25 protein-coding genes and 9 pseudogenes are annotated in these 24,252 nt (G+C 66.8%); 15 read left to right on the plus strand and 19 right to left on the minus strand.

The window, feature by feature from the left end; genetic code table 11:
• The first annotated feature begins 290 nt into the window (after positions 1–290).
• Positions 291–1,926: pseudogene (gene istA, locus ACFWBQ_RS11320) on the plus strand (IS21 family transposase).
• Entirely contained in the window at positions 1,923–2,717 is a 795-nt protein-coding gene (gene istB / locus ACFWBQ_RS11325) for an IS21-like element helper ATPase IstB (RefSeq protein ID WP_385486567.1), read from the plus strand. Before istA ends, istB begins: the two are co-directional and overlap by 4 nt.
• A gap of 30 nt (positions 2,718–2,747) precedes the next feature.
• Here istB and ACFWBQ_RS11330 read toward each other — a convergent pair whose 3' ends face one another.
• A complete protein-coding gene (locus ACFWBQ_RS11330; RefSeq protein ID WP_385486569.1) occupies positions 2,748–3,281 on the minus strand; it encodes a pyridoxamine 5'-phosphate oxidase family protein in 534 nt (177 codons plus the stop codon).
• Positions 3,282–3,597: 316 nt separating this feature from the next.
• On the opposite strand from ACFWBQ_RS11330, the gene ACFWBQ_RS11335 reads away from it, so the two are divergent.
• From ACFWBQ_RS11335 to ACFWBQ_RS11350, 4 genes and pseudogenes are all read left to right on the plus strand, one after another.
• Positions 3,598–4,545 carry an RNA-binding protein gene (locus ACFWBQ_RS11335; protein WP_385486571.1) on the plus strand — a complete coding sequence of 316 codons (948 nt, stop codon included), beginning with the start codon at positions 3,598–3,600 and terminating at the stop codon, positions 4,543–4,545.
• A gap of 228 nt (positions 4,546–4,773) precedes the next feature.
• Entirely contained in the window at positions 4,774–5,160 is a 387-nt protein-coding gene (locus ACFWBQ_RS11340; RefSeq protein WP_385486573.1) for a hypothetical protein, read from the plus strand.
• 139 nt (positions 5,161–5,299) lie between these two features.
• Positions 5,300–5,551: a hypothetical protein gene (locus tag ACFWBQ_RS11345; protein WP_385486575.1), complete on the plus strand. Its 252-nt coding sequence runs from the start codon at positions 5,300–5,302 to the stop codon at positions 5,549–5,551.
• A 502-nt stretch (positions 5,552–6,053) separates the two neighbouring features.
• A pseudogene (locus tag ACFWBQ_RS11350) lies at positions 6,054–6,397 on the plus strand (integrase core domain-containing protein); the annotation flags it as partial.
• Here ACFWBQ_RS11350 and ACFWBQ_RS11355 read toward each other — a convergent pair.
• Complete coding sequence (locus ACFWBQ_RS11355; protein ID WP_385486577.1) at positions 6,394–7,689, minus strand: IS630 family transposase; 1,296 nt, start codon at positions 7,687–7,689, stop codon at positions 6,394–6,396. The pseudogene ACFWBQ_RS11350 and the gene ACFWBQ_RS11355 sit on opposite strands and share 4 nt — an antisense overlap.
• A gap of 129 nt (positions 7,690–7,818) precedes the next feature.
• On the opposite strand from ACFWBQ_RS11355, the gene ACFWBQ_RS11360 reads away from it, so the two are divergent.
• Positions 7,819–8,112, plus strand: a complete 294-nt coding sequence (locus ACFWBQ_RS11360; protein WP_385486579.1) for a hypothetical protein — start codon at positions 7,819–7,821, stop codon at positions 8,110–8,112.
• 7 nt (positions 8,113–8,119) lie between these two features.
• Here the strand turns inward: ACFWBQ_RS11360 and ACFWBQ_RS11365 are convergent.
• Both ACFWBQ_RS11365 and ACFWBQ_RS11370 read right to left on the minus strand, forming a co-directional pair.
• Positions 8,120–9,251: pseudogene (locus tag ACFWBQ_RS11365) on the minus strand (IS630 family transposase).
• Positions 9,252–9,302: 51 nt separating this feature from the next.
• The gene (locus tag ACFWBQ_RS11370) at positions 9,303–9,569 is read right to left on the minus strand and encodes a hypothetical protein (protein WP_385486581.1); all 267 of its coding nucleotides are present in this window, start codon (positions 9,567–9,569) and stop codon (positions 9,303–9,305) included.
• 260 nt (positions 9,570–9,829) lie between these two features.
• Between ACFWBQ_RS11370 and ACFWBQ_RS11375 the strand changes: the two genes are divergently transcribed.
• Positions 9,830–10,474: a dihydrofolate reductase family protein gene (locus ACFWBQ_RS11375; protein ID WP_385486583.1), complete on the plus strand. Its 645-nt coding sequence runs from the start codon at positions 9,830–9,832 to the stop codon at positions 10,472–10,474.
• Positions 10,475–10,731: 257 nt separating this feature from the next.
• Here ACFWBQ_RS11375 and ACFWBQ_RS11380 read toward each other — a convergent pair whose 3' ends face one another.
• The 4 genes and pseudogenes from ACFWBQ_RS11380 to ACFWBQ_RS11395 all read right to left on the minus strand — a co-directional run bounded on the left by ACFWBQ_RS11380 (position 10,732) and on the right by ACFWBQ_RS11395 (position 13,721).
• Entirely contained in the window at positions 10,732–12,159 is a 1,428-nt protein-coding gene (locus ACFWBQ_RS11380) for a phytoene desaturase family protein (protein WP_385486585.1), read from the minus strand.
• A gap of 324 nt (positions 12,160–12,483) precedes the next feature.
• Positions 12,484–12,777, minus strand: a pseudogene (locus ACFWBQ_RS11385) (ferritin-like domain-containing protein); the annotation flags it as partial.
• A gap of 15 nt (positions 12,778–12,792) precedes the next feature.
• Positions 12,793–12,954 (minus strand): ferritin-like domain-containing protein, encoded by a 162-nt coding sequence (locus ACFWBQ_RS11390; protein ID WP_385486587.1) that lies wholly within the window; start codon positions 12,952–12,954, stop codon positions 12,793–12,795.
• 290 nt (positions 12,955–13,244) lie between these two features.
• Positions 13,245–13,721 carry a DUF6294 family protein gene (locus tag ACFWBQ_RS11395; RefSeq protein ID WP_385486589.1) on the minus strand — a complete coding sequence of 159 codons (477 nt, stop codon included), beginning with the start codon at positions 13,719–13,721 and terminating at the stop codon, positions 13,245–13,247.
• 336 nt (positions 13,722–14,057) lie between these two features.
• On the opposite strand from ACFWBQ_RS11395, the pseudogene ACFWBQ_RS11400 reads away from it, so the two are divergent.
• Positions 14,058–14,192 (plus strand): annotated as a pseudogene (locus tag ACFWBQ_RS11400) (hypothetical protein); the annotation flags it as partial.
• On the opposite strand, the pseudogene ACFWBQ_RS11405 reads toward ACFWBQ_RS11400, so the two are convergent.
• Positions 14,185–14,427: pseudogene (locus ACFWBQ_RS11405) on the minus strand (hypothetical protein); the annotation flags it as partial. The pseudogenes ACFWBQ_RS11400 and ACFWBQ_RS11405 overlap by 8 nt on opposite strands.
• 16 nt (positions 14,428–14,443) lie before the next feature.
• Here ACFWBQ_RS11405 and ACFWBQ_RS11410 point away from each other — a divergent pair.
• Positions 14,444–14,577 (plus strand): annotated as a pseudogene (locus ACFWBQ_RS11410) (magnesium transporter CorA); the annotation flags it as partial.
• An 88-nt stretch (positions 14,578–14,665) separates the two neighbouring features.
• Here the strand turns inward: ACFWBQ_RS11410 and ACFWBQ_RS11415 are convergent.
• Entirely contained in the window at positions 14,666–16,759 is a 2,094-nt protein-coding gene (locus ACFWBQ_RS11415; protein WP_385486591.1) for a SpoIIE family protein phosphatase, read from the minus strand.
• Positions 16,760–16,987: 228 nt separating this feature from the next.
• Between ACFWBQ_RS11415 and ACFWBQ_RS11420 the strand changes: the two genes are divergently transcribed.
• Positions 16,988–17,371 (plus strand): hypothetical protein, encoded by a 384-nt coding sequence (locus ACFWBQ_RS11420; RefSeq protein WP_385486593.1) that lies wholly within the window; start codon positions 16,988–16,990, stop codon positions 17,369–17,371.
• A gap of 93 nt (positions 17,372–17,464) precedes the next feature.
• On the opposite strand, the gene ACFWBQ_RS11425 is transcribed toward ACFWBQ_RS11420, so the two are convergent.
• Positions 17,465–17,542 (minus strand): hypothetical protein, encoded by a 78-nt coding sequence (locus tag ACFWBQ_RS11425; protein WP_385487173.1) that lies wholly within the window; start codon positions 17,540–17,542, stop codon positions 17,465–17,467.
• Here ACFWBQ_RS11425 and ACFWBQ_RS11430 point away from each other — a divergent pair.
• Positions 17,510–17,746, plus strand: coding sequence for a hypothetical protein (locus ACFWBQ_RS11430; RefSeq protein WP_385486595.1), 237 nt, complete (start codon positions 17,510–17,512; stop codon positions 17,744–17,746). The genes ACFWBQ_RS11425 and ACFWBQ_RS11430 overlap by 33 nt on opposite strands.
• Positions 17,747–17,863: 117 nt before the next feature.
• Here the strand turns inward: ACFWBQ_RS11430 and ACFWBQ_RS11435 are convergent, their stop codons facing one another.
• From ACFWBQ_RS11435 to ACFWBQ_RS11465, 7 genes and pseudogenes are all read right to left on the minus strand, one after another.
• Positions 17,864–18,691, minus strand: a complete 828-nt coding sequence (locus ACFWBQ_RS11435; protein WP_385486597.1) for an alpha/beta fold hydrolase — start codon at positions 18,689–18,691, stop codon at positions 17,864–17,866.
• A 388-nt stretch (positions 18,692–19,079) separates the two neighbouring features.
• On the minus strand, positions 19,080–19,337 hold the full coding sequence (locus tag ACFWBQ_RS11440; protein ID WP_385487207.1) for a hypothetical protein: 258 nt from the start codon (positions 19,335–19,337) through the stop codon (positions 19,080–19,082).
• 22 nt (positions 19,338–19,359) lie between these two features.
• Positions 19,360–19,488: pseudogene (locus ACFWBQ_RS11445) on the minus strand (IS5/IS1182 family transposase); the annotation flags it as partial.
• Positions 19,489–19,611: 123 nt separating this feature from the next.
• Positions 19,612–19,857 carry a transposase gene (locus ACFWBQ_RS11450; RefSeq protein ID WP_385486599.1) on the minus strand — a complete coding sequence of 82 codons (246 nt, stop codon included), beginning with the start codon at positions 19,855–19,857 and terminating at the stop codon, positions 19,612–19,614.
• 100 nt (positions 19,858–19,957) lie between these two features.
• Positions 19,958–20,281, minus strand: coding sequence for a hypothetical protein (locus ACFWBQ_RS11455; RefSeq protein ID WP_384270134.1), 324 nt, complete (start codon positions 20,279–20,281; stop codon positions 19,958–19,960).
• A gap of 181 nt (positions 20,282–20,462) precedes the next feature.
• Positions 20,463–20,831: a transposase family protein gene (locus tag ACFWBQ_RS11460; protein WP_385486602.1), complete on the minus strand. Its 369-nt coding sequence runs from the start codon at positions 20,829–20,831 to the stop codon at positions 20,463–20,465.
• Positions 20,832–21,140: 309 nt separating this feature from the next.
• Complete coding sequence (locus tag ACFWBQ_RS11465) at positions 21,141–21,767, minus strand: SMI1/KNR4 family protein (protein ID WP_385486604.1); 627 nt, start codon at positions 21,765–21,767, stop codon at positions 21,141–21,143.
• 100 nt (positions 21,768–21,867) lie between these two features.
• On the opposite strand from ACFWBQ_RS11465, the gene ACFWBQ_RS11470 reads away from it, so the two are divergent.
• Positions 21,868–22,824, plus strand: a complete 957-nt coding sequence (locus ACFWBQ_RS11470; RefSeq protein ID WP_385486606.1) for a transposase family protein — start codon at positions 21,868–21,870, stop codon at positions 22,822–22,824.
• A gap of 94 nt (positions 22,825–22,918) precedes the next feature.
• Here ACFWBQ_RS11470 and ACFWBQ_RS11475 read toward each other — a convergent pair whose 3' ends face one another.
• Complete coding sequence (locus tag ACFWBQ_RS11475) at positions 22,919–23,092, minus strand: ATP-dependent DNA ligase (protein WP_385486608.1); 174 nt, start codon at positions 23,090–23,092, stop codon at positions 22,919–22,921.
• A 256-nt stretch (positions 23,093–23,348) separates the two neighbouring features.
• Between ACFWBQ_RS11475 and ACFWBQ_RS11480 the strand changes: the two are divergent.
• Both ACFWBQ_RS11480 and ACFWBQ_RS11485 read left to right on the plus strand, forming a co-directional pair.
• Positions 23,349–23,707 (plus strand): annotated as a pseudogene (locus ACFWBQ_RS11480) (UBP-type zinc finger domain-containing protein).
• A 102-nt stretch (positions 23,708–23,809) separates the two neighbouring features.
• Positions 23,810–24,244 carry a hypothetical protein gene (locus tag ACFWBQ_RS11485; RefSeq protein WP_385486610.1) on the plus strand — a complete coding sequence of 145 codons (435 nt, stop codon included), beginning with the start codon at positions 23,810–23,812 and terminating at the stop codon, positions 24,242–24,244.
• The last annotated feature ends 8 nt before the right edge of the window (positions 24,245–24,252 follow it).

Consider the following 24,252-nt stretch of genomic DNA (forward strand, 5'->3'; position numbering starts at 1 on the left):
TCGGGCTGCCATGGGCCTTCACCCTGCTTGGCGGGCGAAGGGGAAGAAGTTGGGCTCGCGGGCCTTATCTCCAGTGCTGCTCCGCGTGAGTTCCTGGAGGGGTGTGGTGGGATCGAGAGGCCGAGTTGGCCCGCAGTGGCCTTATCGAGCAGTAGCGACGGCACTTGTCGACTGGTTTGGGAGGCGCCCAGAACCACGGTCGGGTGATGTTGATGAGTTCGGGAGGCGCTGGGGTTCTTGCCCGGGCAGCATCGGGATGCTCCTGGTGAAAGGTCCTGGTCATGACGCAGATGTCGAAGGTCGAGCTGTACGCGGCGATCCGGCGTGACCATCGCGGCGGCATGTCGATGCGGGAGCTTGAGCGCAAGCACGGCGTGACGTGGCGGACGGTACGCAAGGCGTAGGACTCGTCCTGGCCTGAGCCTCGTAAGAAGCTGCCTCCCCGAGCCACCACGCTGGACCCGTACAAGCCGGTGATCGACGAGATCCTGCGGGCGGATCTGGACGCGCCGCGCAAGCAGCGGCACACGGTCACCCGGATCTTTCACCGGCTGGTCGAGGAGCACGGGGCGGACGTCTCCTACGGGGTGGTGCGCTACTACGTCGCCGGTCGGAAGCCGGAGATCCTGGTCGAGTCCGGCAAGGCGCCGCTGGAAGCATTCGTCCCGCAGACCCACCTGCCCGGTCACGAAGCCGAGGTCGACTTCGGTGACGTAACTGTGCGGCTGGGCGGCGAGCTGGTGACCTGCTATCTGTTCTCCTTCCGGCTGTCGTATTCGGGCAAGGCCGTCCACCGTGTGTTCGCCTCCTGCGGCCAAGAGGCGTTCTTCGAAGGCCACGTCCACGCACTGCGGACCCTGGGCGGGGTCCCACGCACCAAGGTCCGCTACGACAACCTGAAGGCCGCCGTCGCCAGGGTGCTGGGGGCAGAGCCGGGGGAGAGTCGAGGCCGACCGGTGGATCGCCTTCCGCTCGCATTTCGGCATCGAGAGCTTCTACTGCCGACCCGGCATCGAAGGCGCCCATGAGAAGGGCGGAGTCGAAGGGATGATCGGCTATTTTCGCCGTAACCACTTCGTCCCTGTCCCCGAGGTCTCCTCGCTCGCCGAGCTGAACGAGATGGTCGAGCAGTGGGACCGGCAGGACGACGCCCGCCGCATCGGGGCCAGGCCCAAGACGGTCGCGGAGTACTTCGCACTCGAACAACCGCTGCTGATGCCGCTGCCCGAGGAACCGTTCGAGACGGGCCGACTGTTCACCCCGCGGGTCGACCGCTACGGCCAGATCCCGGTCCGCACCAATCGCTACTCGGTCCCGGTCGGGCTGATTGGCAAACGCGTGCGCGTCGTGCTGCACGCCTCTCATCTGGTGATTTACGACCAGAACGTGGAAGTGGCCCGGCATGAACGGCTGATTGCGAAAGGTGCCGTCCGCTTGGACCTGGACCACTATCTGGAAGTCCTGGTCCGCAAGCCCGGCGCCTTCCCTGGCTCCACAGCTCTCGAACAGGCTCGCTCGGCAGGCAGGTTCACCCCAGTTCACGACGCTTGGTGGGATCAGGCCCGCAAGATGCATGGTGAGCGGGACGGCACCCGGGCTTTGATCGAGGTTCTCCTGCTGGGGCGTCATCTGCCCCATGAGCATGTTGTCGCCGGCCTGGCTGCGGCTCTGCGGGCCGGGGCGATGACCGCAGACGCGGTCGCTCTGGAAGCCCGCAAAGCCGCCCAGGCGGAGACCGAGCCCGCCCCCGCAGCGGACCGGCGGGCTCCTGGCGAAACGTCGGCGACGGTGACGTCCCTGCACGAGTGGCGGCTCGCGCACCTTCCTGCGGACACCAGGCCGCTGCCCTCGGTGGCCCCTTATGACCAATTGCTCCGACGCCGTCGCACCAGCGACGGCGACCATCGTGAGGGAGAAGCACAGTGACCCTGCCCCGCCAGCGAGGCTTGACCGAGCAGGCCGCCGACGCCGCGATCGACAGCGCCTGTCGTCTTCTGCGGCTGCCGTCGATTCGCAACGAGTTCTCCGACATTGCCGACCGGGCGATGAAGGACCAGATGACCTATCGGGGTTTCCTCGCTGAGCTGCTGATGACCGAGTGTGACGACCGGTCCCGTCGACGTTCGGAGAGGCGGATCAAGGCGGCCGGATTCCCGCGGGAGAAGTCGCTTCGGGCGTTCGACTTCGACGCGAACCCCAACATCGACGCCGCCACCATCCACACCCTCGCCAGCTGTGAATGGATCAAGAAGAGCCAGCCACTCTGCCTGATCGGTGACTCGGGCACGGGCAAGTCCCACATGCTCATCGCCCTGGGCACCGAAGCGGCCATGAAGGGCTACCGCGTCCGCTACACGCTGGCCACGAAGCTCGTGAACGAGCTGGTCGAAGCGGCCGACGAGAAGCAGCTGAACAAGACCATCGCCCGCTACGGCCGCGTCGACCTGCTCTGCATCGACGAGCTCGGCTACATGGAACTGGACCGCCGCGGCGCAGAACTCTTCCAGGTGCTCACCGAACGCGAGGAGAAGAACAGCGTCGCCATCGCCTCGAACGAGTCGTTCGGCGGCTGGACCAAGACCTTCACCGATCCCCGGCTCTGCGCGGCCATCGTCGACCGCCTCACCTTCAACGGCACCATCATCGAGACCGGCACCGACTCCTACCGCCTCGCCAGTACCCGAGCCCGGGCCGAGGAACCCGCCAAGGCCGGCTGACCGCCCCGAGAATCGATCAGAATTGCCGGACTACCGGCCCGGCTTAGTCCAGAACTGACGCGGCGCCAAACCCTCGCGCCGCAACCAGTGCTCGGTATAGACGATCCGCTCGGCCTCGATCACGACCAGAGGGCCCGACTGGGGTTCGTCGAGAGAACGCGACCGCTCGACATGGTCGGACTGCCAGCGGAATGCCGGCCAGTAGTGCTCGAAATCGGGATCGTCCTCAGACAGCACACGAGCTCGCCCGAAGAGCTGAGCCCCTCGACTGCTGGCCTGCCCGACCAGCGGAGCGAAGATCCCCACCGACACCCGGGGGTCGGCGCCGAGGTTCCTCATCTTCGGAGAACCGGGAGCCGTGCTGAACATCACCGCGAAGTCGAGGTGGAAATACCGCACCGGCGTCGCGAGCGGCCCTTCCGGCCCTGCCGTCGCGAGCACACACATGTTCTGCGACGACAGCAGGTTGAGTATTCGTTCTTCCAGACGCTCGCGATCGAGCCGCTTCTTCGGTGACGGGCCAGCCAGCCACGGGTTAGTCACAGACATGATCGAGTATCCCATGCCTCATCCCTTGGCTCTCCAGAGCCAAAGCAGACACGGCCGTCAGCCGTGCCGTCAAAACTCGTCGACAACCCCTCAGCCACTGAACACCAACTGCCGCCGCAAGCCATCGACAAACGCTGTCGCTTGAAGTGAACGAAGCCACTGTCGGATGTCGACCGAGATACCAGCGCGTAAGCCCGGACGGTGACAGCGGCGGGATAAAAGTGCGCGCCCCTGTCGACGGGCCTGGCGGTGGAGGTCGCGGCAGGCGCCACCCGGCAGGCGGTTGCCACGAACTACGCTGGCACCTCCTTCCCACCGCCCAGGGAGCAGCGTGCCACCGTCCTTCGTCCACCAGATAACCAAATACAACCCCGCCGACTGCGACGAGCACGGCCGCTACAACGGCGCCGAGAACACGGTGAGCGACCACGGGCCGGTAGAAGCGGCTTACTTGGAGGTGATCGCCGCCTTCGCACAGGACTCGGGTATCGACCGGCTGGAGATCCGCGAGCCCCAGGTCACCGGCTTGGTCAACTTCGGCCTGGAGGCGCCGGTTGAAGGACACGGCCTCGCTGGGCTGTTCCCGCCCGACCTCGCGGGCTACTACGACGGGGCCGAGGTCTCCGTGCCCATCGCGCTGGAGTTGGTCCGTGCCATGCTCCGAGACAATGGTGCCTGGTGCAGACTGGAGCGTGGGGACACATTCACCGTGCACGTCGGGTTTGACCAGTACGTGTACGTCGGCAGCGACCAGCCCTGCGAAGGAGCCCTCGCCCAGACCCGCGAGGTCGGCTTGTTCGCAGAACCGATCACGGCCTCGCCCTACGCCGCAGACCTTGAGGAACCAGAGGTGACACACGCCGCGGACGAGGACTTCTGGGAACGAGTACGCGCAGCACTGGCCTCATCGCAGGCGCTACTTCTGGAAGAGACATGCGTCCGCAACGCCGCCCGTTGGCACCGCCTCACCGAGGACAACCTCGACACCGTGCGCGTCGCTCTAGGCACACGCGCGCTTCTGACCATCTGGCCCGACCTCACCCCTGATGTCGACGCGGTCCTCGCCGCGCTGCCCCAGGACGAACCCGTGCAGTTCGTCTGGGAGGCAACGGACGCAACGATCCGCCACGTCACCCTTGACGAGACCGACCACCAACAACTCGCCACCTTGGTGGCGGGCGCGCGGGCGGCCTGCGTGCTGCCCCTTTTCGAGGAACATCCCCCGCTCTTCCATGCCGCTCTGCCCGACAGCGACGGCGTGCTGCGCGCCCGATGGTGACCTGGCCCCTCCGTGTCCTGCGTGCGCGGTGGGTGGGCATTCCCCAACGCTGCTGGCTGGCTCCGCGGGCGAACCATCACCGTGCCCACGGTTATGCGGGACATTGACCACCGTCGTGTCCCAATCATCTGAAGGCACCACAGGTCAGAGCCTTGCCCTGCCCACAGCTATCTGGGGCAGGACAAACCAACAGCATCATGGAGGTTCGACCATGAAGGAGTGCCGCTCGTGCGACTCGCTTTCGATCCAGTCTTCGGCGAAGTAGATCTCACCGCGTCAGCGGAGGAGCTGGCCGACTTGGCAAAGGCAGTGGCCGAGGGCGACGGGTTCATCGGATCCACCTCATCGCGGGACGGAGGCACCTTGACCGGTATCGAAGCCAGGAAGGCTTCCATCACCGGGGTGCGGATCGAACTCGACGCTTCGCGGCAGGTCCTGGTGATCAGCGGTGATCCCGGTGCCAGGGCGATCTTGGCAGACAACCTGAGGGCTATGGCTACCGCCGAGGACGGCGGTCACCTCCACGTTGACTACTTCCCTGAGCATCCCTACCTCCTCGAAGGGTCTGTGCCGATCGTGGTCAACAGCCCCCACGGAGGCATGCCGACCCGATAAGTGGCGGACGGCAGCAGCCGCGATCAGTGGTGGTACGCAACGAGGGGGCGGGTGGCCGGCGCGGAGACTCCAGATCTACTCGTCCAGTGCTCGGCCGTGGTCTGTCGGCTTGATGCTCGGCTCGGCCACCGTTCCACTCATGCCTTCTGCACTGGACACGCCCCAGGGAAACCTGGTGAACGGCCGCGACCACGCGATCGCCGCCCACGTCGACGAGCAGATCAAAAAGGCCCGGCCGGTAGAGCCCGGCGACGCATCTGGCACGACGCCTCTCCCCCGGCCCCCGCGGCTGACGAACGAACAAGGCCCAGGCTCCCAGTTCTGTACCGGTGACCTGGGCCTTCGTCGTGCTTACTACTGGTGGGCGCGGACGGTCTCGAACCGCCGGTGAAGCCGGGCAACTGACTGGCATCGACGGCCTCGATCCAGACGGGGAGCATGGCGCCGAGGCGGTTGCTGAGGATCTCGCCGAAGTCTCGGATGTGGCCGGCGGCCGTGTCCAGTTCAGGGCAGCGGCCAGGACCTCCTTCAGACCGGCGCGGTCTTCCTCGCCCAGGGCCGTGGGATGACGGGTGAGCCAGCCGGTTACCTGCCGCACGTCGGCGGTCGGGGCGGTGGGCTGGCCGGAACCGCGCGCGCAGGGTGGCGATATGGGCGCGAACCATCTGGTAGGTGACGGGCGCGTTGTCGGCGAGGAGTTCACGGTGGAGGCGGGTGACGCTGGTACATCCTGCGGCAAATCGTCGTTCCAGGTAGGGCTTGTAGGGGACCAGTCTGCTGGGCCGGGGCGGGTTCTCGCGGATGGTGTCCTGCCAGCGTGCGGCGGTCGCGTATCGGAGCACGGTGTTGAGGCCCCAGCCCAGGTGCCGGGCGATCGCCCGGGCGCGAGTAGCCTGACCCGCCCCGGCCTGAACCGTCTGGCCTGGCTGTACCGGCCGACCGGCGAGCCGATACGCCGCTACGAACGCAGCCGCCTCGGCGAACTGGTGCACGTCGACATCAAGAAATCGGCAACATCCCAGATTCGAACGGGTGCTGGACGAACGGCAAGGTCGAACGCTTCAACCGCACCCTGCTGGAGGAATGGGCCTACCTACGGCCCTACACCAACAACACCGAGCGGACAGCAGGCCTCGACGACTTCCTCCACAGCGACAACTACCATCGCTGCCACACCGCACTCGACGGACACCCGCCGATCAGCCGCGTCAACAACCCTGCGGGTCAATATACCTAGTGTCCTGCGCCGGAAATCCTGGCAATATATTTCGATAACGAGTCGAGGATTTCGTCGGCGCTCTTGGTCCATGTGAACGGTTTGGGGTCCTCGTTCCAGGTCTGGATCCAGGCGCGGATGTCGGCCTCAAGTGCTTGGACCGATCGGTGGGTCCCGCGGCGGATGAGCTTGTCGGTGAGGTGCCCGAACCACCGCTCGACCTGGTTGATCCAGCTGGAACCAGTCGGTGTGAAGTGGACGTGGAATCGAGGGTGCCGTCCGAGCCAGGCTTTGATCGCGGGCGTCTTGTGGGTGGCGTAGTTGTCACAGATCAAGTGGACGTCGAGTTCAGCCGGTACCGCCTTGTCTATCTTGACCAGGAATTTCTTGAACTCCACGGCCCGATGGCGGCGATGAAGGGAGCTGATGACGCTTCCGTCTTCGATGTCGAACGCGGCGAACAGGCTGGTCACACCGTGCCGTTGGTAGTCGTGGGTGCGCCTTTCTGGCATGCCGGGCATCATCGGCAGGACCGGCTGCGTGCGGTCCAGAGCCTGCACCTGGGACTTCTCGTCGACACACAGCACCACCGCCTTCTCCGGCGGATGGTGGTAGAGGCCGACGACGTCGACGACCTTCTCCACGAACTGCGGATCCGTGGACAGCTTGAACGTGTCCTGGACGTGCGGCTTCAGGTCGAACTGCCGCCAGATCCGTCCGATCGTCGACTTCGACAGGCCGGTCCGCTCGGCCATCGACGCCCGCGACCAGTGCGTGGCATCACGCGGCGGCGTCTCCAGCGTGGTGACGACAACTTCCTCGACCCGGTCGAGGAGGATCGACGGTGGCCGGCCCGGCCGCAGTTCGTCGGCCAGACCTTCCAGCCGCAGCTCAACGAACCGGCGCCGCCACCGGGCCACCGTGGACACCGAGGTCCCCAGCTGGCTGGCGACCCGCTTGTTCGACGTGTCTTCGGCGCACGCCAGCACGACCTTCGACCGCAACGCCAATGCCTGCGAGGACTTCGCCCGTCGGGCCCAACGCGTCAGCTGTTCCCGTTCAAGATCACTCAGAGACAGGCCGGTCTTCGGTCTCCCCGGCCGGTCGGTGTCCGCTAGGCCCTCCAGCCGTGACTCCGCGAACCGCTTGCGCCACTTGCCGACCGTCATGGCCGACACACCCAAGTCATCGGCAACCCGTGCGTACACAACGTCCGGCTCAGCACACCGCAACACAATGCGCGCCCGAACAGCCAACCTCGAAGCCCCCTGCGACCAGCGCACCAGCTGGTCACGCTCGTCAGCGGTCAACATGAACTCGACGGAAGGGCGTCCCGAAAACGACATCCTGAAACCGTAGCAACTTAACGCCAGAATTTCCGGCGCATCACACTAGTGCCGCATCAAGCAACGTTCGCCCTGTCAGGTCGGCATACTGTTGGTGTGCTTGAGTACTTGCTTGCGACCGATGACGACGATTTCCTCGGGCCGGTGCGCTCGGATAGGTGCCCGGATGTGCTGCAGCCAACGGGCTGGGGGGCGGTGCCGGTGGCTGGCGATGGCCACTACCGGATCGCTGTCGAGGGCATGGAGATTGAGTTCGCTTGGGAAATGCCCGGCCTTCAGGTCACGGTTCACGGCACACCAGACAAACCCATGGTTGAGGAGTTGGTGGCTACGATCGCGCGTCAGGTCGGTACAGAGCTCGCGGTGCGAGTCCGGGTAATCCCGCTCTAGCACCGCGTCAGGCAGTGTTGGCTTTGTTGACTACGGTTCGTAGTTGCTGGTCGTGAGTGTGGTGGTTTCGCCAAATGATGTAACGGCGGATCATACTGCCCTGCTCCCTGTGGCTGGCGTGGTCGGTGCCGTCGAGGGTGAAGTAGCGCAGGGCCGTGAACTGGGCTTCGATGCGGTTGAGCCAGGAACTGTTGGTCGGGGTGTAGGCGATCTCGACGTTGTTCGCCTCGGCCCAGGTGGCAACTCGCTGGCAGCGTTTCGTGGTCAGGTGCGGGGAGTAGTTGTCGCAGACGATGGCGATCCGCACCGTCGCAGGGTGGAGGCTGCGTAGGTAGCGGCAGAATTCCAGGAACTTGGAGCGGTTCTTGGTCTTCTTGATGTGGCCGTAGAGCTGGTCTTTGCGCAGGTCGTAGGCGGCGAAGAGGTGGCGGACGCCGTGCGGGCGGGTGTAGGTGGCCCGCCGCCGGGGCCTGGGTTCCCGGTCGGGGTCCTTGCCCTTGCCACTGCGTTCGGCCCACTGGCGTCCGGGGTGGGGCTGGAGGTTGAGCGGGCCGAACTCGTCCATGCAGTAGATGACCTCGGGCTCGCGGCCTCGGGTATGACCTCGCGGTCGGCGATGGCGTAGAGGTGCTCGACGCGGGCCTTCTTCGCCGCGTAGTCGGGGTCGTTGGAGGCTTTCCAGGTCTCCACGCGTTGAAAGGTGACGCCTTCCTCGCGGAGCAGGATGCGCAGGCCCTCGTGGCTGATGTCGTCGACCACCCCCTCGGCGACCAGGAAGTCGGCCAGCTTGACCAGGCTCCAGGTCGAGAACGGCAGGTCGTGCTCGGCCGGCTTGGACTTGGCGACCTTCTTGATCTCCCGGCGTTCGGGCAGAGTGAAGGTCTTCGGCCGTCCGCCCTTGTACTTCGGGTAGAGCGATGCGAAGCCGTCGGTATCGAAGTTGTGGATCACATCCCGGACCCGGTCCGCGCTGGTGAACGTGACCTCGGCGATCTTCGCCACGGCCATGCCCTGCGCGGACAGCAGCACCATCTGGGCCGACGCCGGGTCACAACCGACCCGGTGCCACGGCGGATGATCCGCAGCAAACGCCGGCCCTCGTCATCATCAATCTCACGCATCCGTACCCGCTCGGCCATGCGCACAGCCTGCCAGCGCCCTGGACCCTGGCTGCCAGTATCCCGGCCGTGTCACACCATTCGGCGTTTCCTCAGCTCAGCGAGCCAACCCCGTACAAGCTCGTCGTCGTGCAGGTATCCGCCGCCCTCATCCGCGGGCAGGTCAATTCCACACAGGAGGTTCAGCGCCCACCACGAGATGTCGTCCCAAGCCAGCCGGTCGTCGGCCACCCACCGCGCAGCCCAGCGGTCAGCCTCATCCCTCGTCAACCGACCCTCGATGAGCGACGTGAAGCAATCCTCAACCTCACCAAGCGTCGGCTGGTGCCCTGCATCCATGTCCTGACCGTACAGGCAGGGCAAACGTTGCCTGATGCGGCACTAGTTCGCCCGGGTGAGCGCTGCAGGTGCCCGCAGAGGAGCGGCCAGCCCGGTGAATCGCCCCCGCAACGGACAGGTCCTCTTATCGTTCCCCGGCGAGGCGGCCTCGTGGTCATTCCACCCGACTGGGTGAAACCGGGTTCCGTCGTGGCGATGAGCCTGCGGGCGTCCGCAGGTCTATCTCTTGAAGGAGACAACCAACTCATCGGGAGTAAGCCATGGGCCTCATCCACATCGAGCTGTTCGCGACCCTCGACCTCGTCGGGCAGGCGCCCGGCGGCCCCGACGAGGACCCGGTGGGATTCCCGTTCGGCGGCTGGCAGGCGCCCCTGCTGGACGAGGCCGCCGGGGCCCAGATCGGCGCCGCGTACGAGGGCACGGACGCCCTCCTGCTCGGCCGGCGGACGTACGACATCTTCGCCGCCTACTGGCCTCACCAGGAGGGCGGCGAGGACAACGAGATCGCCACGCTCTTCAACAGCGTCCCGAAGTACGTGGCCTCTCGCGGCAGGCCCGACCTCTCGTGGGCCGGGTCCACGCAGCTCGGCCCGGACCTCGCCCACTCGGTGCGCGGGATCCGTGACCGGCACGAGCACGTGAAGGTCGTCGGGAGCCTGAACCTCGTGCAGACCCTCCTGCGCGAGAAGCTCTTCGACCGTCTCGACCTCTGGCTGCATCCGATCGTGCTCGGCGTCGGGAAGAAGGTGTTCGACGATGGCGCGGTGCCCACCAACGTCACGCTCCTCGCACCCCCGGTAGCCAGCCCGAAGGGCACCGTGTACCTGCGCTACGGGCTCGCCGACGGTGCTCCTGCTACGGGGGACATGAGCGCACCCGATCGCGGTGCCGGAAACGAAGGCTGAGGCTACCCCCGCTTGGTGGGTCCGTGCCGCTGCGGAACGGGCACCGGGATGCCAGCCGCCCCGGATGCCCACCCTGCCCCGGGCCGGAGAGGCCGCAGCGCGGTGAGGGCGACCGGAGTCTGAGCATCGAAGTTGTCCACACGGGCCAGGTAGCGCGCTCAGTCACAGCTGTGGCTGAGCGCTATGGATGGCGGATGAGCGGCGTAGTTGGCCGGCTGAGCGTTGTAGTCGGCGGAGTCTCTGGTCGAGTGGGGGAGCTACGCCAGGTGCGAGTGGCGGTAGTGGCGCAGCGCCGCCTCGGCCGCGTTGGCGCCGCACATGCCGTGCGCGCCCGGTCCTGGCGGTGTGGCGGCCGAGCAGATGTACATGCCGGGGATACCGGTGTCATAGGGGGAGAGTGTGGACTGCGGGCCGAAGACGAGCTGGCGTACGTCCTTGGCGCCGGTGACGATGTCGCCGCCCACGTAGTTGGGATTGTAGGCGTGCATGTCCATGGTGGATCGCGACACGTGTCCGACGATGCGTTCCCGGAAACCGGGGGCGAACCTCTCGATCTGGTTGATCACCGCCTGGGTCGCGTCGCCGGTGTAGCCGTGGGGCACGTGCGCGTAGCTGTAGAGGGGGTGGATGTCGCCGACGGAGCGCTGGGGGTCGGCGAGGTACTGCTGGCCGACGAGGACGAACGGGCGCTCGGGCATGCGGCCCGCGTGGATGTCCCGTTCGGTGGCGGCGATCTCGGCGTACGGGCCGCCGAGATGGAGCGTGCCGGCTCGGTGGGCGTCCGGGTTCGTCCACGGGACGCCGCCGTCGACCGCGAAGTCGACCTTGAAGGCTCCCGGGGCATGCCGGAAGCGCCGGTACGCGCGGGTGACACGAGACGGCAGCCGGTCGCCGATGATGCCGGCGACGGCCTGCGGAGCGAGGTCGAACATCGTGATGTCCGCAGGTGGCAGGTCACGTGCGTGCCGCACCTCGATGCCGGTCTCGATCTTGCCGCCGTGTTCGGCGAGGACTGCGGCCAGCGCTGCCGAGATCGACCGCGATCCGCCGGCGGCGACGGGCCAGCCGTGCCGATGCCCGGCGGCGATGATGCCCAGGGCGATGGCGGAGGAGAGCGGGTAATGCAACGGCCGGAACGCGTGCGCGGCCACCCCGCCGAACAACGCCCTGCCCCGCTCGGTGGTAAACAGCCGCGCGATGGCCGAGCCCGGCAGCAGCGCCGGCAGGCCGAACCGGGCAAGGGCAAGCGGGTGCCTGGGCAGGCGCAACAGCGGCCCCATGATGTCCTCGGCCAGCATGTCGAAGCGGGACGCCGGCCCGGCGAACGCCAGCCGCCAGCGGGAACCGTCCCGGCCGAGCCCGGCGGCAGTCGCCTCAACCGAGCGGTGCAGCACGCCGGCCTCACCGCCATCGAGCGGGTGGACACAGTCGATCTCCGGCCAGCGCCAGGTCAACCCGTGCCGCTCAAGGCCGAGGCTCTGCAGGAATGCCGATCCGACGGCCATCGGGTGGATGGCCGAGCAGTGATCGTGCAGCAGCCCCGGCATGATGGCCTCGCCCGAGCGCGTGCCGCCGCCGATCTCGCTGGCCGCCTCCAGCACAGTGACCTGAGCCCCCGACCGGGCAAGGACGACAGCAGCGGCGAGCCCGTTGGGCCCGCTGCCGACAACGATCGCGGTACTCATGCGAGCGACCCTAACGGCCACAGCCCGCAACAATCTCCGCTACCAGGGACTCCGCCAACTACAACACTCAGCCCGCCGGCTAAGCCGCTCATCCGCCCCCCAGAGCGCTCAGTCACACCCGCGGACGCTAATCGAACAGATGTATTAGTCAGGTGTGCCGACGTGCGACTTTCCCCAAGACCTGCGCGATGCCCAGATCGCCCTTCACCAGACCCGCGCTGCCCTGGAACGCCGTGCCGCAGGCCTGCCCGAGCCGATGCCCGGGTGGAAGAAGGAGAAGCAACTGCACAGCGGCTACCGGTCCGAGAAGGCCGACAGCCCGGGCTACACCCCGAAACAGCACGAAGAGGTGACCCAGCTCCGGAAGGAGTTGCTCGACCCAGCATCGCGGCGTCCACCCACCCGTTCCGGGCGACGGTGGAAGGTGGTGGTGCGAGGTGGTCGAAGCCCGCATGGCGCTCGAGAACGCCCACGAGACTGTGTCTGCGGCAGGAACGCCGCAGGGAACTCGTCGGCCAGTTGGGGAGCTCCACCGGTCGTGGCGAGCAAGTTGCACGCCAGGCCCAGATCCGACATCTCGTCGAAATTGATCTCCCGGATCGCGTTGAACACGTCTGTGTTCTCGTCGGGATCCTAGATGGACCAGAGACCGCACAAGTAGGGCGGAATCGTTGCGAGTTCCAGCAGAACTGCCTGCTGGAACGAGCCTTTCAGCCACTGGGCGTTGCGCTCCTCGGCTGATTCGTCAATCAATATGACGATCTTGTTGCTTTCGTAGTCGAGAGGCGTGGTCACGGACGTACCCGTTCGACCTGGTCTTGAGCTGGAGCGCAGAGGCACGAACGACCACGGCTCAGAGGCGGGAGCGGCGGTCGCCGCTCCGCCCGGAACCGTTGAGTTCGAGCAGCCTGTGTCGGGACCCGGGCGCCACTTCGCCGGCAGCGGTGAGGAATCGGGCACGACTCCCGCATGCGTAAGCCTGGTTCGCGTCTCGCCGGCGACTCCGTGTCAGGCATGCCCATCCGCGGTTTCGCCGCCGACGGGGCATACCCTTACCTCCGACGCGAGGGTCCCTGTTGATGCACTTAACAGCGATAGGTCATCGACACCCTTGCGATTTGCGGGAAAAGGTGCGCGTGGTAGAAGAGCTGATTCGCGCTCACCCAGGTGATCACTGCATGAGGAGGAGAGAGACTGGGGGACGAGATTCTTCCGAACCGCCACAGCGAGAGCCCGTTGCGGTCGAAGAACTCGAACGTGGCCAGCCAGGAGTCGTCGCCGCTGGTCGACATCACCGTGTTGGCTCGCCAGTGAGCAGTTCCGTCGGAGAAGGCTGTGAGCGTAGCTGCGGCCAGCTTGCAGTCTCCGGCAAAGAACGGACCGGAGAAGAAGAAGTCGATTGCCCCTCCGCGGGGTTCGGCGTCCACGGGATCGTGGATGGATTCGCTCAGTACGATCCCGTCCGTGGGTGCGTGGATGTGTCCACCCCCATCGACGTGAGGAGCCCCGTCCTGAGCGGCGCGGGGCTGGGTTTCCGGCGCGGCGTATGACTTTTCGGCCATGGAGACCTCCATCTTGGTTGAAGTGGCTGACGCGGATTGGTGTGACAAGGTCCCACCGTCTCCCGCAGGCTCGATGAACGCTGCGGAGCCACGCTGCAAGGCTTGCTCAGCTCTGCTACTTGCAACATTCGGGGTAGGCCGAACAGGTGAATGGCTGATTGCCAATCCTCTCGAACTGTGGCGTCCTGCCTATGCAGCCAGTCCCACAGTGAGGCCGGCTCTGTCAGGGGCGTTTCAAAGCCGCGGTGCTCACGTAGACCTGCTGGTCAGGGGATGTTCAGCAGGTCCAGCGGCCGGTTGAACGGGTCGTAGGAGGCGTGGCGGAGGCCGGCGGCGATGTTGCGGTGCCCGTGCTGCCGGAGGGCGCGTACTGGAGCTGCCATCCCCCGGCAGGGACTTTTTGGACGCGAGTTCGTCGTGGAGACCGAGACAGTCAAGGGCAGCTTCCCCGTCCATCTCACGTCCGATGACCTCGACGACTGGGAGGAAGCCCTTGGGGGGCTAGCCGAGAAGCAGTTCGTCTCGTTTCCCAGACATGGTCCATGCCCTGTTCGGAGCGATACTTCTGCATCGCCTCGTCGACTCGTCCCGCCACCCACAGCAGGGCCAACTCCCGCAATGCGGGGAGGTTTCCTGGCCGAGAGCAGTTGGACGGCGCAGCGTCGATCTTCTCCGCTTCGCAGATGTTGCCGTGCGCCATCCGGCGAACGCAGTGAGTTGCAATGTCGATGTTCAGCAACATCCGCCGAGCAGTCCGCCGCAGTTACCGGCATGCCGTGGACCTGAGTCATCCAGCACGTTCGCCGCTGGGAAGCTCGGTGGTGAACTTGGTCTTCGCTATCGCGAGGGCGTACGGCACTACGGCGACGGTGAAGTCGAACGCTGCGGCGGTGCCACGCCGCGCGGCTGGCCAGTGCCCACCGGTCAGACTGACCGCGAACTCATTAACCATCAGACGGGCTCGCCCCGGCCGGATCAGGCGATGACCGGCTTACCTGGGCGAGGACGATCACCGTGTCGTCGGTGGGCGAGGACGGCAGCATGCTCGCCAGGATGCCCTCCACCGACGCTTCCAGTCCCCCAGCGACACGGGCAAGTTGGGATCGGAGCGCCTCGATACCCTCGCTGATGTCCCTACCCGCTTCGACGAGACCGTCGGTGTACAGGGCCAGAGTGGCGCCCTCCTGGAGTTCGATCTCGGTCGTGCGGAACGGGAAGCCGCCGACGCCGAGGGGAACCCCGAGGACCTCGTCGATGATATTGACCGTGCCGTCGGGCTGCCGGACCAGAGGTGGGGGGTGGCCCGCGTTCGCGATGCAAGCTTCGCCGGTCGCGGGGTCGTAGCGGATGTAGAGGCAGGTCGCCAGCTCGATCCCGGCTTCCTGTGCGCACACGTCGAGTTCCTCGAGAACGGCGTTCGGTTCCAAGTTCTGGCGGGCCAGGGCCTTGGCGGTGATGCGCAGTCTGCCCATCGCCGCGGCCGCCGGTACGCCGTGTCCCACCACGTCGCCCACGACGAGCGCCACCCGGCCACCCGGCAGCTCGATCGCGTCGTACCAGTCGCCTCCGACCTCGCTGATGTGGCTGCCGGGCAGGTACCTGTGGGCAATCCGCACATACGGACCTGCCGTCAGGGCGCTGGGGAGCAGGGCGCGTTGGAGGGTGAGCGCGATGTCCTGGACACGGCTGTAGAGGCGGGCGTTGTCCAGACAGAGCGCGGCGCGGGAGGCGAGTTCGCCGGCCAGGCTGAGATCTTGCTCGGTGAAGACGGGGCGGGCGGCGGAGCGGCCGAACATGGCGATGCCCTGCACCGTGCCCCGCGCGACGAGGGGAGCGAGGAGCAGACTGGTCAGGCCGCTGTCGAGAAGCAGTCGGACGCGGGCCCGGTGGATGACGGTGCGAGTCATGAACTCGTCGTTGACCGGGACGCACACGGGGCCACCCATGCGGATCATCTCGTGGATGGTGGAGCCCGGCGGGTAGGTGACCCTCGCCAGCCCGCTCACGAGCTCGGCGGCGGGAGGGGGCAGGCTGGTTCCGGAAGCGATCCGGCGGGTGATCAGCGGAGCAGCCGGGTCGAACACCTCACGCTCGTCCGCCCACTCCACGACCTCGACGACCGACGCGTCGGAGAAGTCCGGAACGGCCGCGTCGACCAGCTCACGGGCGGTGACGTTCACGTCCAGGGTGGTGCCGATCCGGGCGGAGGCCCGGTCGAGGAGAGCCAGGCGTTGCCGCGCGGCCGTCGCTTCCACGATCGCCTGCTCGCGATCGGTGACGTCCACGAGCAGCCCGCCCAGTCCCGGCCGCGTGTCTCCGGCCTGGCTCAAGGGGAAGAAGCTCACGGAACGTACCTGGTCACGGTCGGGGTGTCCGGGGGTGCGGAGGCCGACCAAGGCGCTCACGACGGGCCGGCCCTCATCCGCTACAGCGCGCAGCAGGCGCCGGTACTCGCCGCCGTCCGAGGTGATCATGATGTCGGTCATGGGCCGCCCGATGTGGTCCTGGATCGGGACGCCGTCCATGTCGGCGAGGGCTTGGTTGAGGTGGACGTAACGCAGGTCCTCGTCGAGCATGACGAGGCCGATGGGGCACGTCTCGAAGAGCGCGTCGAGGAAGGCGAGGTTGGTCTTCACCCGGTCGAGTTCGTCGCCCCTGCTGGCCAGTCCCACGATGACGGAACGGCCGTACTCGCCCGTCACGGGAAATACCCGGAAGCCACAGTCGAAGACGGTTCCGTCCCGGTGCAGGGCCGGCATCCTCACCCGCCAGTAGCCCAGGGTCCGGCCGCGCTCCGCGAGTCGCTCGGCCGCGCTCGTACCGTCCTGCGGGGCTGCGGGAAAGAGGGCGGCGGCGGGCTGGGACAGGATGTCCGCGGCCGCGTAGCCGAAGAGTCGCTGCGCGCCCGGCCCCCAGTAGCAGATCCGATCATGGTCATCGATGCCCAGCACGGCCACGGCCACATGCTCCAGCAGGGTGCCCGGCTCCGACCACAGCGGACCAGGAGCATGCTCTTCCCCCGGCCGGTCGGATGACACCAGGCCCCCTTTCAGGCGCGCACGGACCGACCGCGCGCACTCAGTCGCTGGTGGACGGGGCTCGCAGGCAATTCTGCCCGCCCCGCGCCGTTCGGACATCACTGCCACCCAGGTGCTTAACGCCCGAAGCACCGCTGCATGGCCAGCCAGCACCACTTCGCGCCACACGGGGGTGAGGCGGTTTCTCTCGGACAGGAACTGTGACGTGAGGCGAGCTGATGGATCTTTGTGCAGCTCAGCGCCGGTTTCGTCGACGCTACAACAGATGCGGCGGAATCGCTGGTTCAGGTGCAGCTCTGGCGGGAGCCGGGCCGCCGACTGGCAGTGCGGCGAGGCGGCCGGCGGTTCCTCGACAGGCAGAGAGTCCTGGTCGATTCGCCTTCCCACCACCAGGCAGTGGAGCGCTGGGAATCTGCTGAGCCGGTGCTTGTGAGCCTCGCGGAAGGTCTTGGGGTCCATCGCGAGATCTCAGGCCCGCCAGAGGTCGCGGACCATGCCGTGGCGACCCTCCTGGCAGCCGCCAACGACGTACTGCTGGAACTGGAGGCCGAACGGCAGAAGCGGGGTTTCGAGCAAGCTGCCTTCGACAACGTCTGGCGCGGCCTTGAATGACTCACGCGCTGCCTGACGGCCGCAGGTGGCGCATGGTGTTGCTTCAGTCCTCCGTCGCCGACTGAAGCTGGCCCGTCGCCTGCCGGTTCGTCGTCATCCCGGGCTGCAAGGGCCCGAGCTTGGCGAGTATGTTGTGAGGTGCCATTCGACGGTGCGCGGGCTGATGAACAGGTGGTCGGCGATCTCGCGGTTGGTGTATCAGTTCTGGGCCAATCCGGCGATCCGAGCCTCCTGGCTTGTGAATTCGACGCTGGCGCCGACCGCACGGTTGCGTGTCGATTTCCCTGTCGCCAGAATTTCCCGCTGGGCGCGTTCGGCGAAGCCGTCGGCCTGAAGGTCCGGGAAGCGGAAAGGAGCTCGCTCTGGCTCTCCTGACGGCACATCCGGCGACGCAGACACTCGCCGTAGAGCAGGTGAGCGCGGGCCTGGTCGACGACGATGAGGCTGTGTCCGAGATGACCTGCGGGGCAATGTCGAGCACTCGCCTAGGGACTACTTCCTCAGGAACTCCAGGAGGTCCTGGTTGAACCTCTCCTTGTCGCCGGGCACGAGGGCGATGCCGTGCGAGCCGCCCTCGTAGACCTTCAGCTCGGCGTTGGCGATGAGCTGGGCGGACTTGCGGCCGGTGGCGTCGATCGGCACGACCTGGTCGTCGTCGCCATGGACGACGAGCGTCGGGATGTCGAACTTCTTCAGGTCCTCGTGGAAGTCCGTCGTGCCGAAGGCGTCCACGCAGTCGACGCCCCCTTCAACGGTCTGCTCCATGCCCATGTACCAGAACGCGTCCTTGTTGCCCTGGGTGACCTTGTTGCCATCGCGGTTGGCGCCGAAGAAGCCGATCGCGGTGTCCTTCCAGAACTGCGACCGCTCCTTGAGGATGCCCGCCTTGAGGTCGTCGAAGACAGACTGCGGGACACCCTCCGGGTTGTCCGGGCCCTGCAGCATCAACGGCGGGATCGCGGACAGCAGGACGGCCGAGCGGATGCGCTCGGTGCCGTGGCGACCAATGTAGCGGGCGAGTTCACCACCGCCCATCGAGTGCGCCACGAGCGTCACGTCCCGTAGGTCGAGACCCGTGATCAGGTCGTTCAGGTCGTCCGCGAAGGTGTCGAAATCGTAACCGTCGTACACCGGCGTCGAGCGACCGTGACCACGCCGGTCGTGCGCGATGCCGCGGTAGCCGGCGTCGGCCACCGCCTTCAGCTGGTCCTGCCACGCATCGCCGTTCAGCGGCCACCCGTGGATGAACACCACAGGGCGCCCCCGGCCCCAGTCCTTGTAGAAGATCTCGACGCCGTCGCGCGTGGTGCAGATGGGCATGTGGCTCTCCTGTTGCGGTAGCGGCCTGCCACCGGGACAGCAGCGGCCTACGAGTGCAGGGATGCATGCAGGACACCCTCGATCAGTTTGACCTCAAGGGGCTGTCGGACCCTCCCCCAGGCGGACTGATCGGGTGACAGATCCTTCGGCCGACGTCTTCCGCGTGGGTTCGGACGCACCACTAACGAGCTCGTGCACAGTTGGCGGTGATACGTCGAGGGCTGCGGTGCGGCTCGGTGTTCACATCTGTCGTGCCGAGCTCAGGCCCATGGTCTGCTGGTGGGACAGCAGGCTGGCGACGGGTTGGACGGTGTCGCTCATGTGCTCGCGGCGGCCGAGGTGCCGGGCCTGCGCCCGCCAGTTCTGCAGGTGCGCCGCGATGCCATGTTCAACCCGGACAGCGCGAGGAATGCGCCCTGCGTTGCCGCTCGCGCATCTCCTCGTACCAGTCCGGGGCGTTCTTCTTGAACTTGCGGTGCGGTGGCGTCACCACTCGTCCGCCGGTCTGAGCACCCAGACCCTGGTAGCCGACATCCGCGAGGATCTCCACCACGGGTCCGTCGGCCAGGAGCTTGACCAGCCCCAGCTGGCGGGCGTGGGTGATGTCTGCACAGCTTCCGGGCTCGGTCGGGCTGCAGAACAGCACCCGGGATTGTCGTGGCGATGCCACGCTCGCGTAGCCAGCCCTGGTTCGCCTTGGACTGGTAGCCCTTGTCCGCGAGCAGGCGGTCCGGGCGCTTGCGCGGACGCCCCGTCGCACCGGCGACGCGTATCTCGTCGAGCGTGTCGGGCAGCATGGTTGTGTCCGCGGCCTGGCCGCCGGTAAGGATGAACGCCAGTACCCGTTGCCGTCCGCGACCAGGTGCGACTTGGTCGTCAGCCCGCCGCGGGAGCTGCCGATCGCGTGATCAGCGGGTTCATCACCGAACTTCTAGTAGTTCGACCTCGCCCCGGTGTTTCGACCACCGATCGAAGTTCTTGTAGATCGTGTTCCAGTTCCCGAACCGCTCCGGCAGATCCCGCCAAGGCGCCCCGGTGCGGAACCGCCACGCCGCCGCCTCGACGACCGTGCGTCGATCGACAGGCGGGCGGCCCGTGGCCTTCACGCCCGGCAACAACGGCCCGAGCACGGCCCACGTCTCATCCGAGATCACGTCACGCGACACAAGCACAAGGCTGCGCCCGACGAATTCGAAGACCCACTAGCAACACACTCCAAGGCTGATCGAAACTCGTTGCCCGCGCGCACCACGAAGCGTCTACTGGTCAGAAGGGATCGGTGAACGAGATCGGCTTGCCGGTGGCGTGGGCGTATGCGATCTCCCTGCTCGTGGACTCGCCGATATACCCGCCTGGGTTGACGACCAGAACCCGGTCAGCCAGGTCGATCTTGCGCAGGTGGAGGGCGTCCAGCGCGGTCTTCTGCTCGTTGGTGATCAACTCGTCTGCTTCGTGATCCTCGGCGCGCAGGAAGACGCCTGGCGCGACGACGATGACACCTGCGAAGGTCAGATCACGGTTTGCCGCGCTCATCTCGTCCACGAACCGGGTAGAGCCGCAGATGCAGACAATCTCAGGTCGGTCGGGCACGGCTCAGTCCTTCGGGTCAAACGGGAAACCGTCAGTGTGCGCGTAGCCATCACAGACGGGCATACGAGCCAACAGTTTACGCAGCGAGATGGACACCACGCGGCTGCACCGTCGCAGGCGGGAGGCGTGCCCCGTGCTGGGAATGACGCTGCTCGACGCCGAAGTCTGGGGTGCACCCGGCTCACCAGCTTCCTTTAGCAACACGGCCTAGCAGCCGCACGTCGGGGCTGATGGTGCATCCTCGCTCGGCGAGCAGGGGCCGCACCTCGCCGATGGCCCGGGTACCAGTCGAGCGGTCCACGCCGAACCAGCAGGCCAGCACGTCATGAGTAACCCCATGGCGAAGGTGCACGAGCGTGGCCAGGAGCCGGTCGACGAAGACCATGCGGTGCTTCGCGCCGGCGCCCAAGGCACGCTTCCGCGGCCGGGATGCAAGCCTGCCCTGGTGCCGTTCATGCCACAACGGCCCTACCTCGGCGACGAGTTCGGCGATCTCAACGGCTGACAGGCCGGTGATCCTCCGGTCACTGATGATCGCTGTGCGCGTCACGTTCCCCACCACGCAGCCATGATCGACGATCCAGAGCTCGACGTCTCACCGTCAACTGTGCACGAGCTCGTGAGGCTCGAGACCTCTGCGAACGTGCCCGCAGCCGGCCAAGCGCCGTCGCCGAGGTCAAGTTATGGACAGGGGTTCGAAGCTGTCCGTTGTCCATCGAGTTCGCGGGGCCGCGGCCCTGTGCTGTGGCTTACGACCCGCCCCACGATTAGCCTGGCCGTTCTGATCGGTGGGCGAGTTTCGGGAGTTGTGCTGCCGGGCTGCCGACACCGTCCTCGCGGGATGCCGGCCTGGCAGCGTTCACCAGCCGGCCAGGTCCATGGACCTTCGCGCGAGCCAGTCCGTGAAAGACACGGGCTGATCATCCAGGTTCAGAGGCAGGATCTGGTCGCAGGTGGCCCGGCCGTCGAACCACAGTGAGCCGTGGTCCGGACCGGTGACAACAAGCAGGGTCGAGAAGCCACAGCCGTTGTCCTGGATGAATACAGCGCCGGACGTCTTGCGCTCCTGGAACACCTCGTATTCGGCGTTCCACTGCTCACACGCTGCCTGGTAGGCGTTGTGGTTCAGGGAGTCCTCCGTCAGCGGCTCGCGCGCGACCAGCTCGTCCTCGTAGGCACGGTAGGAGTCGGGATGCGGGAAGGCGGTGGTGAGCAGGTCGTAGTTGGTGTCCGAGTCCCCATGCCAGCCCCAGCCTGTCGCGGATCGGCACAGGCGGTTCACCGCGCCGCCGGCGTCCTGACGGAGCAAGTACTCGCGGTACTGGTCCGGGAACGCGATTCCCAGCTCCACCTCCGCTTCGCAGATCTCCGCTTCGGACAGCGGCGCCGCCGGGCAGGCGCTCTGCCGCGAGGTGGGAGAGCTGAGCTCGTCAAAGCGCCGCCCCCGGGCAACGCGTTGTGCTTCCGCTATCCAGTCGGTCGTCATACGAGTGAGGTTAGACCGAGCGATCCGTCGGACTCTGCCGTGACGTGGGAACGCCCCGCCAGGTTCTCGAGGTGTGAAGAACAAGCAGGCTCGTGCTGCCATGTCGCATCGTGCGTTCTGCGGCATCTCGGCTCAGCATCTCGGAGAGTTGATTGCCGAGCTCGCGACACGCTGGGATGCACGATGCGAGTCAGACCGAAACGAGCGGCGGCGTGGCGCCCGGAAGCGGAAGGGCGGCGCCGGACCGAAGTACGAACTCGTCTTCACCGACCGGGTCCTGGTGACGCTCGTCCACCTGCGGACGGGACTGACCCACGAGGCGCTCGGAGCGATCTACGACGTTGCTTCTTCCACCGTCGGGCGGGCGATCCACGAGATCCGTCCGCTGCTGGCCACGCGTGGATTCGCAGTGCCCGACCGGCCCGGCCTTCGGCTACGAACACCGGAGGACGTGTTCGCCTATGCCGCGGCCGAGAACGTCACGCTGAGGATCGACGGCACCGAGACCCCGGTCCGCCGCCCGCAGGCACACTGCCCCGGACGCCGAGCCTTCGTGTCCGGCAAGCGGAGGCAGAACACGATCAAAACCACCACGATCAGCGACCACCAGGGCCGCACACTGTGGTCCGGCGCCACCCGGCCCGGCCGGATGCATGACCAGACCGCCGTGCGCACCGAGGGCATCGCGGAGCAATTCCGGCAGTACCCAGCCGTGAGAGCCGAGGTCGACGAGGGCTACCGAGGGCTGGCCAACGAGTTCCCCGACCAGGTCAGCGCACCGCTCAGAAGGCCAAAGGACATCAACAATGCACCGCTGACCGAGCGGTACGGATGGCGCGAGATGCGCCGTCGTCAATCCTCTCGGCGGATCTGCGTCGAGCACGCCAACGCCGAGCACCGACAGTGGCGCCCGCTCCAGCGGTACACCGGACGACGTGAGGAGTACGCCGAGACTCACCGCGCCATCGCCAGCCTGGTCTCTGACCGAGCAGCCAAGCGGGCCACTCTGCAGAAATCGACCGCCGAACTCGTGCTCGTCGACACCACGGCCTACTGAATCACCCACCAGCCGAACGACCAGCCAGGCACGGCCCAACACCAATCGCGGGGCAGCCCGTTAGAAATCGGCGGGTTGAAGGCCCTGCGCACGATCAGGTGTCGTAGCCGTACAGCGGCACTTCGGCGGAGGAGAGGTCGGGGCGGGCGCGGAGGAGTCTCACGGGGTGCTGCCGCCGGCGGGCCGGGGCCAGGGAGCCGTCCGGCGCGATCTCGACGGCGAGTTCCGGCTCGATGAGGCTGCGGCCCGAGCGGGGAGCGACGGTCACACCCGGCCTGCGAGCGCGCTGGGACGACAGCCTTGGCAGCGCCCGCGTCTCTCAGCGAGAAGGTGACCGTGCATATGCGGGTTCGTGGGCTGGCAGGGTGGTGCTGGCCGCCCGGCCGAGTTGCTTCCGCAGCCTGCGAGCCTGATCCGCGCCGATTTCCCTGGAGGAACGTTCGACCCTCTCGACTTCGGTTCCAAGTGCCGAAACGCCGTCCGAAACGGCACCTGAGCAAAGCCTCGCCAGGGAGGCGGAGCGCATGGCTGACGAGCAGATCCCCGGTATTGATCCCACGGCGCGGCCGAGTGGGGACGGGTGCGTGGAGTGTCTGGCAGGCGATGGACCGGGGTGGTGGTTCCACCTGCGGCGCTGCGCGGCGTGCGGGCACATCGGATGCTGTGACTCCTCGCCCTCCCAGCACGGCACACAGCGTGCCCGGGCGACCGGGCACCCCTTCCTGACGAGCTTCGGGCCAGGCGAGTCCGGGTTCTGGAACATCGAGACCGAGCAGTACTACCAGGGTCCGCCACTGGCACCGCCCACCTCACACCCGACCTCGCAGCCGACCCCAGGGCCGCGGGACAAGTCCCGACGGACTGGCAGCTTCACCTGCACTGACCTGGTCCGGGACTCCGGGACCAGTAAGAGTGATTAACCACCGTTTGACATGCTTCGGACGGCTGGCAGGCTGTAGGTGGGACCAACGTCGGGAGGCTCGGCATGGCATCCGGTTCGGCATGGCTTTCCGCAGCGCGGCAACTTCCGCTCAGACTCACAGTCGGCGCGTTCTTCCTGAACTCCGGGCTCTCGAAACGCGGTGCGGACGAGGCCACCGCCGAGAGTCTGCAGCAGTTCGCCGCCACTACCTATCCGTTCCTGGGCAAGCACGACGCCCAGAAGTTCGTCCGGCTGCTCTCCGCCGGGGAGGTCGCCGTTGCCACCATGCTGCTCCTGCCGGTCATCCCTGCCGCTGTCGCCGGGGTTGCGCTGACCGCATTCTCCGTCGGCACCCTGGGGCTCTATCTGCGTACGCCGGGGATGCGGCGGGAAGGCAGCCTACGCCCGACTGAGCAGGGAATCGCGCTGGCCAAGGACGTCTGGATGCTGGGCATCGGCGTCGCACTCATCGCCGAGGGCGTGAACGAACACCGGTGACGCACCAC

The sequence above is a fragment of the Streptomyces sp. NPDC060035 genome (genome assembly GCF_042736635.1).
In the GTDB taxonomy this organism is placed as follows: Bacteria; Actinomycetota; Actinomycetes; order Streptomycetales; family Streptomycetaceae; genus Streptomyces.

Bases quoted from the DNA above. Each gene is read 5' to 3' on its own strand.
- ACFWBQ_RS11395 (WP_385486589.1), bottom strand. From the start codon at position 13,721: ATGGCCGAAAAGTCATACGCCGCGCCGGAAACCCAGCCCCGCGCCGCT.
- ACFWBQ_RS11355 (WP_385486577.1), bottom strand. From the start codon at position 7,689: ATGTTGACCGCTGACGAGCGTGACCAGCTGGTGCGCTGGTCGCAGGGG.
- ACFWBQ_RS11380 (WP_385486585.1), bottom strand. From the start codon at position 12,159: ATGAGTACCGCGATCGTTGTCGGCAGCGGGCCCAACGGGCTCGCCGCT.
- ACFWBQ_RS11465 (WP_385486604.1), bottom strand. From the start codon at position 21,767: ATGACGACCGACTGGATAGCGGAAGCACAACGCGTTGCCCGGGGGCGG.
- ACFWBQ_RS11485 (WP_385486610.1), top strand. From the start codon at position 23,810: ATGGCATCCGGTTCGGCATGGCTTTCCGCAGCGCGGCAACTTCCGCTC.
- ACFWBQ_RS11345 (WP_385486575.1), top strand. From the start codon at position 5,300: ATGCCTTCTGCACTGGACACGCCCCAGGGAAACCTGGTGAACGGCCGC.
- ACFWBQ_RS11435 (WP_385486597.1), bottom strand. From the start codon at position 18,691: ATGCCCATCTGCACCACGCGCGACGGCGTCGAGATCTTCTACAAGGAC.
- ACFWBQ_RS11370 (WP_385486581.1), bottom strand. From the start codon at position 9,569: ATGGATGCAGGGCACCAGCCGACGCTTGGTGAGGTTGAGGATTGCTTC.
- ACFWBQ_RS11470 (WP_385486606.1), top strand. From the start codon at position 21,868: ATGTCGCATCGTGCGTTCTGCGGCATCTCGGCTCAGCATCTCGGAGAG.
- ACFWBQ_RS11375 (WP_385486583.1), top strand. From the start codon at position 9,830: ATGGGCCTCATCCACATCGAGCTGTTCGCGACCCTCGACCTCGTCGGG.
- ACFWBQ_RS11330 (WP_385486569.1), bottom strand. From the start codon at position 3,281: ATGGGATACTCGATCATGTCTGTGACTAACCCGTGGCTGGCTGGCCCG.